Below are 15,455 nucleotides of genomic sequence, written 5' to 3'. Positions count from 1 at the left end.
CGCACCCTGTCAAACCTCTATGGTGAAGTCCGGCGAAAAACCAGTGCGCTCTCCTGGATAGCCTCGCGGATTGGAGATAACCCGGCAGCCCGAGACGATAGTGTCGACTACATAGTGCGTATGACCGAAAATCCAAACGTCAGCCAAGGCAACTAGTTCGTGCCATTCATTGAAGTAGGCGGCCCCCAGATGACCTTCGTGGCCATTACCCGCGACCTCTCGGATTGGGCAGTGATGAGTGATAACCACGGTCTTCCCTACGAAATCCTTCGCGAGCTCAGTCATCAGAAAATCACGAGTGGTGATGTTTCGAGCGATGAGGTCGGCAGGTCGAAGCTTGCTGTAGCCCTCTCCGATGCGGATACGCTTGAAGTCGTTCATCCATTCCGCGCACACCCTCATTGCTACCCTGTAGTCCCCGGTCGCGGTGAAGTCTGTCCAGGCCGTTGCTACCAAAAACCTGGTGTCGCCAATGATCAGGGACTGGTTCTCCAGGATGTGTACACGTTCTGCAGCCGCATCGCGCATCTTGGTCAGCGTGCGGTCGATGTGGCCTTTGTAGAACTCGTGGTTGCCACAGACGTAGATCACCGGACAGTTGAAGGTGTCGTTGGCCCAGGTCACTCCGCGACTACGCACCGAGATGTCGCCAGCCAGCACCACCAAATCGCACTCCGTCGCAGGAGGCTGGAAGTCCGCGAACTCCAGATGGAGATCTGAGTAGATCAAAATTTTCATCGAGTCAGCAGAGTCCTGTACGAGGGCTGATCGTGTCTCCGGTGACTCCATGGAGGCCCGGCTACTGATAGTTACTTGAGGGTGCCCGGAAGCGCTGGATAAGAGCAGCGGTGTTGGCTATCGAAACCTGGTGGCGGCTGTTCAACACCGTTCAGGCATCTGATCGGAGCTCCCAGATGAATAGTCCAAATAGGGCCGCCGGCGAAAAGCTCGCTCCTTCGGCTTTAGCCGGCTAGCGGTGGAAGATTCGAGTCACTCAGGATCACCCCAAACCCGACGCATCTCGTCCTCATCTGCAATGCCCCATTTATCTTGTCGCATTCGTTCAATGAGCTCTGCTCGAAGCTCTTCAAGGCTAACTTGGCCGTCTACATAACCCTGTAATCGAGCCAGGCGTTCAGCAGCAAGCCGGCCTCCATCTAGAGCTAAACAAGCGATTTCTGCTGCCACGGCTTCACGACGGCGTTCGCGTTCGATCTCATCAATTTCCATGGCACCTCCCAAATCGGTTATGAATGCTGCGAGAAGACCACATCAAGGGTCGCTCCCTTCCTGTACCCATCGCCAAGAAGTAAATAGACGGTACTCCTCGTTTCAAACATGCTCCGATCAGGGAGAGAAACTGCATAGGTCGTTCGAACCCAATGCCCAGGATCGAAACGCCGCCTGCTGTCTTGAACAACCTCATGAGCGAAGATCACCATCGGTGGGATTTCTGCCGGCGATAGCTCACCCTCATTGGCTACGACATCGATGAGGATCCACCGCTTGATCAAGCAGAAAGGTTTGCCAGGAAAACGCTGTTGAGCTGCATGGACGAGGTCTGCAGCATTACCAGCCCATCCTTCTACCAAGTCGCCTGGGCCATAGAGAAACGACATGATCTCGTCTAGAGATGCAGCCATAGCTCAACCCCTCGCGCTCGAGTAGACCTGCCCATCACGCGTAACAAATTCGTAGATAGGGTTCGGTTGACTACCCTTCTGGATGCGAATCTCCGATAGCACCTGCATGGAAAACTCGTTCTGCTTTGTCATCGACGGAGGAGCCATCAGCTGAATCTTGTTCACGCTCAAGAACTCCGCCGTACCCCCTTTGCACAGCGAATCGACAGCCTCCACGCTCGAGACAATGCTCATAGAAGGCCCAAGGCATCCGTCGACGAAGCCACTCCCTTCTACGATGAAGTAGTAGGAATCTGCGTTCAGGCTCGCCGAGTTCCAGAGCAAGCGCAGGTGATCCGGCGCCAAAAACTGGCCTTGCAAGTCGTCTCGCTTAGTCACCAACACAACTCATCCCCCGCTTTTTCTCGGGCTATAAGCTAGTGTTAAGCCCTACAACAATTAATATAAATTGACACCTTTCCCTGCCGTTAGCTGCAATAACGCTCAATTTCACACGTTCCGGGACAGGTGAGGCACAATAACACCAATCCACATTCACTGACTATATTTCATAGATGTGGATTTTGCGCTGTGGCCTTATCCTTCCCTTTACCCGGAAGTCTTGATGCCCTCGCCCCACTCCCTAGCAGCTGTGTTGCGCACCGTGCGTGCTGCTCGAGGCCTTTCACAAGAGCAGATGGTGAAAACGCTGGAGGCCCGGCACCTGCACAACGTTGAGCATGGCTTGACGAACATGACGCTCAAAATGCTTGAGGGTATCAGCGGCCACCTGGAGGTCGACCCAGTAGCATTGCTGGCTGCCGCTTCGAGTTTTGACCGCCACGAGACTCTCGACGAGTTCATGGTCTACCTACGAGGCGAGCTGGATAAGCTTCGTGCAATGAGGGTCATGGATAATGTGCCAGCGCAGTTCTCTGATGGCGTGCTGATCGCAGCCAAGGGAGGTAAGCCAGCTACCTCTGCCGAGAAAATCAGAGCCGTTCTTGATTGCAAAGCCGATGGACTGACCCAGAAAGAGACGTCGGTAAAGCTAGGCATACCCAAGTCCACAGTGCACAAGATTTGGCACATGCCACCAGAAGGCGGCTGACAAGGCGAGGCAATGATGAGGATTGCGAACGAACGCCGCATCCTCCCGCCTATGAATCCTCACCTTCTGGCCTGGAGAATTGGGGTGAGCAGTGCTCGTGTCCCTCTTGAGCAAGCTAGCGGCCATGCCGACAGACCTAACATCCTCAAATTTCCCATGCTGCTGCTAAGGTTGTGTAAACAAACCGTGTATCGTTGCGTATAGCCCCCTCCCGAGCGCTTGAAGAAAGCTCGCCGCACCTGGGATGGCACACACCTCTCGCAGTACTTGTAGCCAAAACGCTGGAATCGTCCGCAGCTGGTTGATAACACTGTCTCCAGCTTAAGCAGCTCTTGGCATCTGTATGCCGTGAGCATGCCAATCTTGGTAATGAGGGCATTCTGGAGTAACGCAGGAAAAAACCACAGTAACGTCAGCTTCAGCTTTATGCGACGAAAATTCGGCATTCCCCTGATAGTAAAAGTAGAGGCTCAGTCTTTTTCTTTAACAGAATGAGGCTCAAAAAAATCTATCACTGCTGCCAATACCTCACTAGGCATTTCACGGTTTACAGCTTGCTCCAGATGAGGAGTTAGCTTTGGCAACCAAACATCTGTATGCGTTCGAATAACAGTTCTAATGTAGCGTTTGGTCACCTCAAAATCCGAATGCCCTAGTTGCGCGCGTAGAGCCTCATGAATGTCATGTGCATAAGCCAAGTTAGGGGTTAGCCCATGAGCCTTAAAATAGTTATAAACAATATAAGTTGCATAAGTATGCCTCATGTGGTGGGGCACAACTCGCCTGCCAAACTTCTCGGAAGCCTGTTTGAAAGCGGCCCAAATATCATTTTTCTCTACAGGTTTTCCAGTCGCTGTTAGCCACAACGGAGCTGTTTGAGAACGGAAGCGCTCAGAGAAAATTTTTATTCGATCCTTTCGGTGTCCAATGACATACTCGTTGTGCAGTTTTTTAAGCGCCGCAGCAGGCACAATGCAATCAAGAACTCTCTTATTACCTTTTGGCAAATACCTTAGCTTCTGAATAAGTGCCCCGTCAGCCTCCAATTCTGGATATCGAAGCCAGCGTGGATTCAACTTATTACTGCCGAGGGGGAGTTGCATGACGCCACCAATACGCAGACCAGTTGTAACCATCATATAGCTGATGCTGCTATATACAGGATCTACCTCATCCAGAAATCCAGCAAAACGTGCATACTCTTCCATATTTAGCACACAATCCTTATAGTCAAGAATTGTGGTAACAGCTTCCAAACCTGGATCAATCTGTACAGCACGACCGGTAGATCGATTGTTAAAGTTCCGCGACTGACCGAAAAACTGTGCTCTACCCTCAATTTTAGGCGGAAAGCTCATTACAGCAGAAATACCTTGCTCCTCACACCACTCATAAAATCCTCGCCAACTCCGATAGTAGCCATTGATTGACTCTGGCTGAACACCGTTAGAAACCAGTGCCTTTTTCAACGATTGAAGATGAAACTCATATGTCACCACATCGAAAGAAACGCTTTGATCCGCGCAAAAATCAAACCATATTTTCAAATGCTTATAAACATTACAAATAGTGGTAGGCTCTCGATATCCACCCTTTTTCATAGGAGTCTTACGTAACCATATCAAATACTGCGCTAATGGATAATGAAGCTTACCTTCCACATGCGGTATCGGCGTACCATCTAGGTTCCAAACTGACTCAACGTACAAAACTACCCTCCCCCCGCACCATCACGATTTCGTCAAAAAATTCTGATACATCCTCTAATGATGGTTGCTCGAATGATTCAAACATTGATTTTAACTTCTCAAACGGCAGCTGTTTATCGCTCTCCCGTAGATTGTTTCTTTTCTTTAGCGTTGAAAAGGTCACATAGAATACTACAGCCACAATTTTCGTGCTGGGATACTTTCGCCCCAAAGACAAGACTTCATATCTATCAGCTCTCGTCAAACAGCATGCATCAAAAATTATAGAGAAGTTATTCTGATACGATTGATTCAGCGACCAAGTGCTTTTGCCACTCCCTGGAGCACCAACGGTGATATATAAAGTCTTTTCGATAGGCCTATCTAATTCGACACGCAACTTATCGAGCGCCATTACCCAAGCCTTTTTAAGCGAAAGTGAATCCACACCCTTTCGAAATAAATCAGGACTGATGATATGTGGTTTCGAACCAAAGCCTACAATTGATCGCTTATCAGATGTCGCGAACAGCAAACTGTCCTCAAGCCTCCCCGAATGAGCTTGAAGCTCTTCAAGCTGTTTTCCCTTAGAGGAAAGTAACTCCTGCATTTTAGCTCGGGATTTCTCAAGATCACTAACAGATTCCAGAAGTCTGTAATTTTCAATTAGCGCGTTTTCAAGCTTTTTTGATATTGAAGCCTCAGACCCCACCTGTTCAGGAGATCTTTGGCGGTTCCGAAACTCATTAATTTCTTCGCCCAAGGAAACCCACGCTCGACGCTTACTTTCATCCGGCGTATTAACTTTCCCATAGAAATATTTGCGATCGACGTTAGCCAAGCGTGCCACAGCAGATATTGTAAGCCTTGCCCCAGAGTGCTCAGCGTCTTTTTTTAACTTATCAAATGCTAGCTTCGCACCTTCCAGTGTGTCTTTTTTAATCTTCATCTTATCAACTCAAGAACTGGGCTGTAGGATCCAACAAATTGCCTGGCAGAATCTATAATATGAAGATTCCGAGCATAATCTTCGTCAATTGCACCACTTAATAAATCATTATAGAAGCTTAGAGACTGTTCGATAAGTGGAGCCTGACATTTAGTCATCAGACAATGATTGCAACTAACCCCGACACAGTTACTCACCAAAGGCAAGCCACTCGACGTATCCTCGCAACCCAAGTTAGTCACAGGGACTGTCTTAGCACAAGGCTTACTCGTCTGATCTGATGGATCAAAAACGCATACGGCCATTGGCGTTAGCAGGAAATGCATATTACCGTGCTTAGCTCTTTCTCGCAGATACTCCTCCATAGTGGCCCCAAGAACGTCACCAGTTAGGCCTTTAAAAAGTGGATCCTCATTAAGGCTGTCCTTAATACGCTCACCAATAACCCCTGCTAGCTTTCCAGATTGCGCAGACTCACCAATACCCTTTACAATTTTCAAGGACTGCTCGAGTAGTATCTCCTGCCTTGCCTTGACGATCAGAGGGTTGTTCTTCAAATACATTTCGGTCATCGCAATTGAATTATGAGAAAATAGTCTCATCACCAAGAGAGGCCCCAACACTGGACTATTGAGCACAAACCAACCGGCAATTGTTTTCCTAAATTGATGAGGATGAGGCTCATACCCCACCCCTACATCTTTTGCAAAAGCCTTGACATAATTTATAATAGTGGTAGTGGTAACCTGACTACTGACATGATCAGATCTTTCGTTAGACTGCAGAGGACTAATTAAAACATTATCTCGTCGAGTTAATGTGCCTAGCTTTTCCAGTACCTTTACGGCCAGATAGGTGATCTTCGGCACTGGCAGCGAAACCACCTGACCTTGGTAGTACTCTTTGCTCGTTTTTTTCACTACAAGGGTAAGACGATAAAAGTCGTCGACACCCTGGCTAATATCAGGAACGCAACAGCCAACTTCAAGCTCACGTGCCTCCCGATTACGCAATCCAGTTGTAAAAAATATAACAGTAATAGCTGCACGCTTAATGTGAGATATGCAACGCTCTGCTTCTTTTCTTTCTAGCCTATAAGTAAACTTCGAAGGATGACTGGGCGGCCAGTACTTATTGAAGCGCAACTCAAATGGCAAACCGCTAGCTAAATCATCGACTTCAATACCAAGCGCTGCGCACTCCCTTGCGACTGCACCGCGCGATACAGATGCCTGGCTAGCTAATATACCCTCATTAATCACTTGATGGTATCTAATAAGAGGTTCAGAAAATTTTTCAATATACTCTATGGCAGCATTAGCTATAGGAAATGCATATTCGAGAGGAATGGCTTGCCAGCCAGAATCGTCGCCGTCTTCATCAGGCGAACACTCATTTTTGCTACTACTAAAGCCCTTAAAATCTTTTAGTTTTCTACCTTCAAATGGGTCACTTTCCAGCTTCATGAAATCGGGAAGTTTTTGTTCATCCCGAGAGTTCTTCCACCACTCTAATAAGAATCTAACCCTATCATGCTTAGTGTTCTCATGTAGCTTTGACGAGCTAACTTCACCAATATAATCAAGAAGAACATCCGGGGATATGTTTCTTGGTAATGAAAACCAGCCACCTTGACGATCCGCTATCAGACACTTTCGCTCCACCAACAATCTAATTAAAGGCTTTGAGGCGTATAAAATATTGTAAACTGTTCGCGGAGCCCGATCAATCAACGCATATTCTTTAAGCATGCAGTAAGCAACGATCTTAAGTAAGATTATAAGCGGCAAGCAGTCTCCATCGGAAGCTCCTACTAACGCACGAAAATTAATCCTATAACTCAAACCCTCAGTCCGAAAATCCCAAACATCATCACGCAGCACACTCAGATGGCTAACTCGCCTATCACCAAAAGATCTGAGAACTAAATTCAAAATCTTCCATCGTCTCTCGACTACGGAATTGCTTTCTACCCCTACCTCTAAATTCTTAGTGACTTCCATTACACTCTCGCAACAACCAACGGCAATTTCACTTGACCACTTTTAGCTAGTAGCCAAGCAGCATCTACCTCCTTTTGATCTGACCACTCTGCAAGGAGATTATTTGCACGCGCATGCTTCTTACCGTAATGATATTCCCATTGCTGTTCTGACATCATTGATTTCATGGAATCGTATTGCATGATTCTTGCAGCAATGCGAGGTAAATGAATGCCGAAAACGCGACTTTTGCTGCAACCGAAGCACATATCATACTCTTGGCAACTAATTCCAGTGCGCTGAGATGCTCCTTCAAAATCTGGCTCTTGGGGTGCTGAACAACTCGAGTACAGGCCTGGCACACCTACTGGCAGCCCTTGCTCTACTCTTAGCCCTCTAAATTTTCGCGCCTCACTCACATACTCGTTTTGCAATGTAAATATCCCAATATCTACAACCGCGCGAGAAATTCCTACCGACAAATAGCTGGCCAATGTGGTGTCAAACTCCTTATGACTTAATGCGTGCTTCAACCGCTCACTTAACTCACGATGATTTTCAGAAGAAGCAACTGCCTTCAAGAATTCCCTCGCAGCATAAACTTTGCGAAAACGACGACTATCCAGAGTTCTCAAACGTTCCTTGACCATTTCACCGTTGTCACCCATGACAAAGTCCCAAATAGCATGCCGACTCAAGAATTGTTTCGAGCTCGAATGAAAACCATCATTAAAAAAGAGATCAGTAACGCCATTTTTTCCAACATAGAGCCAGAGAGCATCTTTAGCTTCACCTTCTAAAAGATCCTGCAATGGATCGGTATACCAAAGTAAGAATTCCAATACCGGGTAGATCTCACTTGAATCTTGAAAGAAGGTATCGTCAAGTTCTATTGACGTCGGCCCCTTCCTATTCTTCCACCCACGCAGTCTGCACTTAGACGGATCCAATGGGTCTTTCCAGTCGAGCGGGGAAACCGCAAAATCACCGATTCTGTATTTTCGTCGCCATGACTGCACGACTTCCTTGTTCTTTCCTGAAAAAATCAAAAAAAACAACAGAAACACAAATATAGTACTTAGCGTAGGAATTTCTTTTTCTGACAACCATCCATGAGAATTTGAACTTTTCTTAAAACTAATTTTTCGTAAGCTTGCGGATCCCTCATCGTAAACCTCGGATTTTTTTCCGCAACTATTTTGAACCACATAAACTGTAGATCCAAAACCGACAACCTCAAAAGGCTTCGAAAAAAGTTCTCCATACTGCGAGAAACTTCCAGCCGAACCCATGATAGAATCAGCATCTCTCGAAGTAATATTACTTCCTTCAGAGTTCGCCTTCTGCACTTTAGACAAAGCGGACTCCCGAGCATGCTTCATCACCTTTGAAATATCGCTTACGCACGCTCCAATTAGCTGATACATCACAGAATCACTGTATAAGGGAAGGTGCTCAGGGGCGTCCGATGTATAGATTGGCATGGTAAACTTATTGGAGAGAACTTCTGTCTTCATAAGCTTCTCCAGCACTACACATACCCGTCGAAACATCGTAGCCTTGTACCTACTACCCATATTAAGCAAGCGAAGATCGCCACGCCATGCGCAGATCAGGTTATAGTCAAGATCCTCTGCAACTTCCAACTTAGCTTTTGCTTTGCGGCAATAACCAAGAAAATATCCAATGGCATTCCGCTTATATGAGGCTTCTTGGTGTGAACAACGACTCTCCAGGCAGTAACTTTTAAGGCCACGCCCTAGCACGTCTACCGCCCAAGGGTACTCGCCCTTAAATTCTGAGTAGAAATGCCTATGTTCGTTCTTACCTTTCGCTAAAAGCTCTTTGGCGGTCGCGACCCTAGCGTCAATCGTTAGAGAAACGATTTTTCCTCGTCCCTTTCCCGCCTTTGGCTGCCACCGCCAAGTAGGGGAAAATGGGTAAAGGCCATCATTATCCTTGAGGTTCAGGCGCTGCATCACCTCCTCTGCGGCTACCACCTCACCGATGTCATGCTTTACATGCTTCCTGCCCATCATGTACTCCTAGGTCAACAGATCTATAGTACATAAGTTTATGAGCCAGGGCGCCAAGCCCGGCCACGGCGGCATCCTGCCCAAGCACAAGGTTACCCGGGAAATTGCCGATACCCGCGGCATTCTCATGGGTGAGGACTGCATCTCGCCCTCTCGCCACAGCGCGTTCTCCACCCCCATCGAGATGATGCAGTTCATCGCCAGGCTACGTGAGCTGTCCGGCGGTAAGCCGGTGGGCTTCAAGTTCTGCCTGGGCCACCCGTGGGAATTCATGGGCATCGCCAAGGCCATGCTGGAAACAGGCATACTGCCCGACTTCATCGTGGTCGATGGCAAGGAAGGTGGTACCGGTGCCGCACCGGTGGAGTTCACCGACCATATCGGTGTGCCGCTGCGCGAAGGGCTGCTGTTCGTGCACAACACCCTGGTCGGCCTGAACCTGCGCGACAAGATCAAGCTCGGCGCCAGCGGCAAGATCGTCAGCGCCTTCGACATCGCCAGCGTGCTGGCCATCGGTGCCGACTGGGCCAACTCTGCTCGCGGCTTCATGTTCGCCATCGGCTGCATCCAGTCGCAGAGTTGCCATACCAACAAATGCCCTACTGGCGTGGCCACACAAGACCCGTTGCGCCAGCGTGCGCTGGTGGTCCCGGACAAAGCCCAGCGGGTCGTGAACTTCCACCACAACACCTTGCGCGCCCTGGCAGAAATGCTCGCAGCCGCCGGCCTGGAACACCCCGCGCAACTGGAAGCCAAGCACTTGGTGCGGCGCGTGTCGGCTACCGAAATCAAGCTGTTCTCGCAGATGCACGTGTTCTTGAAGCCGGGGGAGCTGCTGACTGGCGAGGTGGACGGGCAGTTCTATTCGCGGATGTGGCAGCTGGCGCGGGCGGACAGCTTTGAGCCGCACAGTGAGGTGGCGGCCTGATAGAACCCTGGGGCTGCTGCGCAGCCCTTTCGCGACACAAGGCCGCTCCTACCGGGATACGCTATCTGCTGTTGTGTCGCGAAAGGGCCGCAAAGCGGCCCCGACTATCTCACATCAGGAAGCGTTACCGGCTACACCCTGTAGTTCTTTCGGCGCCAGGCGGAACGCGTAGTACAGCACCGTCAGCAGCACCAGGAACGCCGGGCCAATATACAGAGCCACACGGGTATCCTCGAAGTACGCCATCAAGCCAACCACCAGCACCAGGAAGCCCAGCGCCAGGTAGGAGCTGAGCGGCCACAGCCACATCCGGTACTTCAGTGCCTTGCGCTCGGTGGCCGACAGCCCGGCGCGGAACTTGAGCTGCGCCAGCAGGATCATCACCCAGGTCCAGATCGCGCCGAAGGTAGCGATCGACGTCACCCAGACGAACACCTTCTCTGGCACCAGGTAGTTGGCCAGCACACCCAGCAGCAAGGCACCGATGGACAGCAGCAGCGCATTGCGTGGCACACCGTTTTTCGAAGTACGGGCAAAGACGGCCGGCGCCTGGCCATTTTGCGCCAGGCTGTAGAGCATGCGCCCGGTGCTGAAGATACCGCCGTTGCAGGACGACAGGGCGGCAGTGATCACCACGAAATTGATGATGCCGGCGGCAGTCTTGATACCCAGGCGCTCGAAGGTCATGACGAACGGGCTACCCTGGCTGCCGATTTCATTCCACGGGTAGATCGACAGGATCACGAACAAGGCACCTACGTAGAACAGCAGAATGCGCCAGAACACCGAGCCAATGGCCTGCGGGATGGTTTTTTGCGGGTTGCGGGCTTCGCCGGCAGTCAGGCCGATCATTTCCACGCCCAGGTAGGCGAACATCACCATCTGCAGCGACATCAGCACACCGGTCACGCCATTGGGCATGAACCCGCCATTGCTCCATAGGTTGGAGATACCGACTGCCACACCGTCGTTGCCCAGGCCGAAGGCGATGATGCCGATGCCGCCCAGGACCATGGCGATGATGGTGACGATCTTGATCAGGGCAAACCAGAATTCGAACTCGCCGAAAGCCTTGACCGCAACCAGGTTCACCGCGCCCATGCTGCCCAGCGCCGCCAGCGCCCAGATCCAGCGTGGCACGTCCGGGAACCAGATGCCCATGTAGATAGCCACGGCGGTGATTTCCGCGACGCAGGTCACCAGCCACAGGAACCAGTAGTTCCAACCGGTCAGAAAACCCGCCAACGGGCCAAGGTAGTCCTGGGCATAGCGGCTGAATGACCCGGCGACAGGGTTGTGCACGGCCATCTCGCCGAGGGCACGCATGATCACCAGGATCGCCAGGCCACCGATGATGTAGGAAAGCATGATCGCGGGACCGGCCATCTCAATGGCTTTGGCCGAACCGAGGAAAAGACCGACGCCGATACAGGCGCCCAGCGCCATCAGACGAATGTGCCGTTCGCCCAGTTCACGCTTGAGCGGGCCGCCTTGTGCGGTCTCGCCATGGGCAGGGTGGTTGCCGACGGGCATAGCAATACAACCTCATTTTGTTATTGGATTAGACCTTCGTGCAGCGCCGGCCATGCCGATAGGCGTGGCGTTGGCTTGCCAGGCTGGCCTTGTGGGCCGGCCCGTGTGCCGGTGTAGAGCGGCCCGGCAGGGCGAAGGGGCCGAGCAGTATAGGAAGCTCGCTGTAGGGCTTTTCACTATAAATAACCAAAAATTTGGAGAGAAACCCGCAGGCCTATCGCTATCTCCTGCCTCACCCCAGCTACCCTAGCAACTTAGTTGTCCGAAGAAACCCACACCAAAGGCGCATATCCCACATGAGGTTTCTGCACTTTCTACAAATTTTTCACCTACTGCCTTCAACGTCTAAGCTTCAGACAAGCAAGACGAAAATACCTGGCCGGATTGAAGACTATGGGCGCACTGTGGCAATCGGAACCATCCAGAACGGAAGCACCCGAAACACCTCTGGCCGACACGCCGCAGCCAAAGTCCCCACGTCAGCGTCGGCTTTGGTGGCGGCTGATCCTGCTGATCCTGCTGGTGGCGATAATCGCCATCGGCTTTGCCGCCTATGACGAGTTCCGTACGTCCGACCTGCAGTCCCGCGAGTTCAGCAAGCTGGCAAGCACCCTTACCTATTCACTGCAGCCGGGGCCCAGTGACGCCATCGTCTACCCTGGCGAGGGACCGTTCGACAAACGCCTGGGCTATAGCGCGCTGGGCGAGTTCCTGCCGCGCCTGCTCAAGCGCGACTACCTGATCAGCGAGCAGGTAAGGTTTTCGCCTGCCTTGATGAACTACGTGGATCACGGCCTGTTCGCGCCCTACATCGAGAAAATCCAGGCCGGATTGTCGATCACCGATTGCCGCGGCGACACGCTGTACCAGTACAACTATCCGCAATATCTGTATCCGAACTTCGCCGCAATCCCTCCGGTGATGGTCAACAGCCTGCTGTTCATCGAAAACCGCGACCTGCTGGACCCGAAGGATCCGAAAAACAACCCGGCAGTCGATTGGCCGCGCTTCGCCAAGGCCGCCTACAGCCAGGTGGCCAAATACCTGGCCTTGCCCGGCCAGTCCGCCGGTGGCAGCACGCTGGCCACGCAGCTGGAGAAATACCGCCATTCACCGGACGGCCTGACTGTTTCCGGTACCGAAAAGATCCGCCAGATGATTTCCGCCAGCGTGCGCGCCTACCAGGGCGGGCCAGATACCACCGAGGCACGCCAGCGCATCGTGCGCGACTACCTCAACAGCGTGCCGCTGTCGGCGGTGCCCGGCCATGGTGAAGTGCATGGCATGGCCGAAGGCCTGCGTGTGTGGTACGGCGCCGATTTCGACCAGGTCAACCAGGCCCTCACCTCGACCGCGACAGACCCCGAAAGCATGGCCGCACGTGGTTTGGCATTGCGCCAAGTGCTGTCGTTGATGATCGCCCAGCGCCGCCCCTCGCATTATCTGACCAAGGGCCGCGTCGAACTGGCCGAGCTCACTGATTCGCACATCCGCGTGCTCGCTGCCAACGGCATCATCGAGCGCGCCCTGGCCGACGCGGCGCTGGCCAGCAAGGCGCTGTACCGCGACTGGGTGGCACAGCCAACCATCGTTCCGATCATCACCAACAAAGGCATCAGCCTGGCCCGCAACCGCCTGTCAGGCATGCTCAACCGCCCGCTGTATGACCTGGACCGCCTCGACCTCTCGGCAACGAGCACCTTGCAGGCCGATCTTCAGCTTCAGGTCAGCCAGTACCTGAAGAACCTCTCCGACCCTGAATTCGCTGCGCAGATCGGCCTGATCGGTGAGCGCCTGCTGACCAGCAAGACCACCGACCAGGTGCGCTACAGCTTCACCTTGTTCGAACGCACCGCCGATGGCTCAAGGGTGCGGGTGCAGACTGACAGCACCGACCAGCCCTTCGACATCAACGAAGGCAGCAAGCTTGAGCTGGGCTCAACGGCCAAGCTGCGAGTGCTCACCACCTATCTGCAGATCATCGCCGAACTGCACGACAAGTACGCCGGCATGCCAGCCGCAGAGCTGAAGAAGGTCGAGGTCGCCGAGCTCGATCGCATCACCCAATGGTCACTGGAATGGCTGGCGCTGAACAGCAAGAACCAGAGCCTGGATGCCATGCTCGACGCAGCCCTGGAGCGCAAGTACTCGGCCAATACCGGCGAAGCATTCTTCACCGGCGGCGGCATGCACGTGTTCAACAACTTCCGCAAGGAGGACAACAGCCGCAACCCGACCCTCAAGGAAGCCCTGCGCGAGTCGATAAACCTGCCCTTCATTCGCCTGATGCGCGACGTGGTGCGCTATGTGACCTACCAGCAGCCATTCAACCGCGTGCCGCTGCTCAAGGACGATTCGGACCCGCGCCGCCAGGAGTACCTGGCACGTTTTGCCGACAAGGAAGGCACCAGCTACCTGATGCGCTTCTGGCGGAAGTACCAGCGCAAAACCTCGCAGCAACGCCTGGATACCTTCCTCGACAGCATGCGCGTCACACCGCAGCGCCTGGCCGCAGTTCACCGCTATCTGTTCCCGGCAGCTGGCCAGGAAACCTTCAATGCATTTGTCCGCGCGCACATCAAGGAAGACAAGATCGCCCTGAGCAGACTTACCGATGGCCGTCTGGCAGAGATGTACGAGGCCTACGGCCCAGGCAAATATGACCTGCCTGATCAAGGCTATATCGCCAAGGTTCACCCGCTGGACCTGTGGCTGCTCGGCTACCTGCTGAAGAACCCGAGCGCCTCACTCACAGAGATGGTCAATGCCAGCCGCTTCGAGCGTCAGGAAGTCTATGGCTGGCTGTTCAAGAGCCGCCATCAGGGGGCCCGTGACAGCCGTATCCGCACCATGGTGGAAATCGAAGCCTTCCTCGATATCCACCAGCGCTGGAAGAGCGTGGGTTACCCCTTCGATCACCTGGTGCCGTCGCTGGCCACCGCCATCGGCAGCTCCGGCGACCGTCCTGCGGCTCTTTCCGAACTGGTCGGCATCATTCAGAACGACGGTGTGCGCCTGCCCACGCTGCGCATCGATACGCTGCACTTCGCCGCCGATACGCCCTACGAAACCAGGCTGAACAGCGACCCCGACCGTGGCCAGCGAATTCTTCCGGTAGCAGTGGCCCGGGCACTCAAAGGTGCCATGTCGCAAGTGGTCGACGCAGGTACGGCGCGGCGTATTTCCGGCAGCTTCAAGCTGCAGGACGGCACCCCGCTGGTGATGGGCGGCAAGACCGGCACAGGCGACAACCGCATCGAAAGCTTCGGCGCAGGTGGCCGGTTGATCGGCTCGCGCTCGCTGAACCGCACCGCCACCTTCGTGTTCTTCCTCGGCGACAACCACTTCGGCACGCTGACCGCCTTCGTGCCCGGGCGCTCCGCGGAGGCGTTCAAGTTCACCTCGGCGCTGCCTGTGCAGGTGCTCAAGGGGATGGCGCCCATCCTCATGCCGTACCTTGAACCTGGCAATCCGAACGCGTGCAAACCGCCGCAGGTTGCGATGCTCCCAAGTGACCCATCTAAAATTTAAATGATAATCATCGGCATTTGACCGCTTGTGTTTAGATATATCTTGAGTAATATCTTGCGATATATCTAAACACAC

The 15,455-nt window shown here is 52.8% G+C and carries 11 protein-coding genes and 1 pseudogene; 3 read left to right on the top strand and 9 right to left on the bottom strand.

Translation table 11 applies throughout. The annotated features are described in order from the left end of the window. Positions 1-9 precede the first annotated feature (9 nt). The 4 genes from ACW4TB_RS14165 to ACW4TB_RS14150 form a co-directional block, all read right to left on the bottom strand. On the bottom strand, positions 10-738 hold the full coding sequence (locus tag ACW4TB_RS14165; protein ID WP_023662633.1) for a metallophosphoesterase family protein: 729 nt from the start codon (positions 736-738) through the stop codon (positions 10-12). A gap of 252 nt (positions 739-990) precedes the next feature. Beyond that, on the bottom strand, positions 991-1,230 hold the full coding sequence (locus ACW4TB_RS14160; RefSeq protein ID WP_128637314.1) for a hypothetical protein: 240 nt from the start codon (positions 1,228-1,230) through the stop codon (positions 991-993). Positions 1,231-1,247: 17 nt separating this feature from the next. Continuing rightward, a complete protein-coding gene (locus tag ACW4TB_RS14155; RefSeq protein WP_023662632.1) occupies positions 1,248-1,643 on the bottom strand; it encodes a DUF6957 family protein in 396 nt (131 codons plus the stop codon). 3 nt (positions 1,644-1,646) lie between these two features. Continuing rightward, positions 1,647-2,021, bottom strand: a complete 375-nt coding sequence (locus tag ACW4TB_RS14150; RefSeq protein ID WP_256667764.1) for a hypothetical protein — start codon at positions 2,019-2,021, stop codon at positions 1,647-1,649. Positions 2,022-2,322: 301 nt separating this feature from the next. Here ACW4TB_RS14150 and ACW4TB_RS14145 point away from each other — a divergent pair, with 301 nt between their 5' ends. Beyond that, a complete protein-coding gene (locus ACW4TB_RS14145; protein WP_256825424.1) occupies positions 2,323-2,733 on the top strand; it encodes a helix-turn-helix domain-containing protein in 411 nt (136 codons plus the stop codon). A 470-nt stretch (positions 2,734-3,203) separates the two neighbouring features. Here ACW4TB_RS14145 and ACW4TB_RS14140 read toward each other — a convergent pair whose 3' ends face one another. From ACW4TB_RS14140 to ACW4TB_RS14125, 4 genes are read right to left on the bottom strand one after another with little or no spacing between them, the layout of a single operon-like run. Beyond that, positions 3,204-4,394 carry a site-specific integrase gene (locus ACW4TB_RS14140; RefSeq protein WP_128637312.1) on the bottom strand — a complete coding sequence of 397 codons (1,191 nt, stop codon included), beginning with the start codon at positions 4,392-4,394 and terminating at the stop codon, positions 3,204-3,206. Positions 4,395-4,431: 37 nt separating this feature from the next. Then, positions 4,432-5,370, bottom strand: coding sequence for a hypothetical protein (locus ACW4TB_RS14135; protein WP_169774834.1), 939 nt, complete (start codon positions 5,368-5,370; stop codon positions 4,432-4,434). Continuing rightward, positions 5,367-7,373 carry a site-specific integrase gene (locus ACW4TB_RS14130; protein ID WP_128637062.1) on the bottom strand — a complete coding sequence of 669 codons (2,007 nt, stop codon included), beginning with the start codon at positions 7,371-7,373 and terminating at the stop codon, positions 5,367-5,369. The genes ACW4TB_RS14135 and ACW4TB_RS14130 overlap by 4 nt, the downstream gene beginning before the upstream one ends. Continuing rightward, positions 7,373-9,388: a hypothetical protein gene (locus tag ACW4TB_RS14125; RefSeq protein ID WP_128637060.1), complete on the bottom strand. Its 2,016-nt coding sequence runs from the start codon at positions 9,386-9,388 to the stop codon at positions 7,373-7,375. Before ACW4TB_RS14125 ends, ACW4TB_RS14130 begins: the two co-directional genes overlap by 1 nt. A gap of 40 nt (positions 9,389-9,428) precedes the next feature. Between ACW4TB_RS14125 and ACW4TB_RS14120 the strand changes: the two are divergent. Continuing rightward, positions 9,429-10,316: pseudogene (locus ACW4TB_RS14120) on the top strand (glutamate synthase-related protein); the annotation flags it as partial. A 114-nt stretch (positions 10,317-10,430) separates the two neighbouring features. On the opposite strand, the gene ACW4TB_RS14115 reads toward ACW4TB_RS14120, so the two are convergent. Continuing rightward, the gene (locus ACW4TB_RS14115; protein ID WP_279929578.1) at positions 10,431-11,849 is read right to left on the bottom strand and encodes an amino acid permease; all 1,419 of its coding nucleotides are present in this window, start codon (positions 11,847-11,849) and stop codon (positions 10,431-10,433) included. A gap of 393 nt (positions 11,850-12,242) precedes the next feature. Here ACW4TB_RS14115 and ACW4TB_RS14110 point away from each other — a divergent pair, with 393 nt between their 5' ends. Continuing rightward, the gene (locus tag ACW4TB_RS14110; protein ID WP_279929576.1) at positions 12,243-15,380 is read left to right on the top strand and encodes a transglycosylase domain-containing protein; all 3,138 of its coding nucleotides are present in this window, start codon (positions 12,243-12,245) and stop codon (positions 15,378-15,380) included. The last annotated feature ends 75 nt before the right edge of the window (positions 15,381-15,455 follow it).

The organism is Lelliottia jeotgali, from assembly GCF_977070485.1.
The sequence above is the reverse complement of the archived record's forward strand: the minus strand, read 5'-3'. Positions and strand labels throughout refer to the sequence as shown.

Coding starts and splice junctions, on each gene's coding strand:
- ACW4TB_RS14165 (WP_023662633.1), bottom strand. CDS start 738: ATGAAAATTTTGATCTACTCAGATCTCCATCTGGAGTTCGCGGACTTC.
- ACW4TB_RS14160 (WP_128637314.1), bottom strand. CDS start 1,230: ATGGAAATTGATGAGATCGAACGCGAACGCCGTCGTGAAGCCGTGGCA.
- ACW4TB_RS14155 (WP_023662632.1), bottom strand. CDS start 1,643: ATGGCTGCATCTCTAGACGAGATCATGTCGTTTCTCTATGGCCCAGGC.
- ACW4TB_RS14135 (WP_169774834.1), bottom strand. CDS start 5,370: ATGAAGATTAAAAAAGACACACTGGAAGGTGCGAAGCTAGCATTTGAT.
- ACW4TB_RS14130 (WP_128637062.1), bottom strand. CDS start 7,373: ATGGAAGTCACTAAGAATTTAGAGGTAGGGGTAGAAAGCAATTCCGTA.
- ACW4TB_RS14125 (WP_128637060.1), bottom strand. CDS start 9,388: ATGGGCAGGAAGCATGTAAAGCATGACATCGGTGAGGTGGTAGCCGCA.
- ACW4TB_RS14115 (WP_279929578.1), bottom strand. CDS start 11,849: ATGCCCGTCGGCAACCACCCTGCCCATGGCGAGACCGCACAAGGCGGC.
- ACW4TB_RS14110 (WP_279929576.1), top strand. CDS start 12,243: ATGGGCGCACTGTGGCAATCGGAACCATCCAGAACGGAAGCACCCGAA.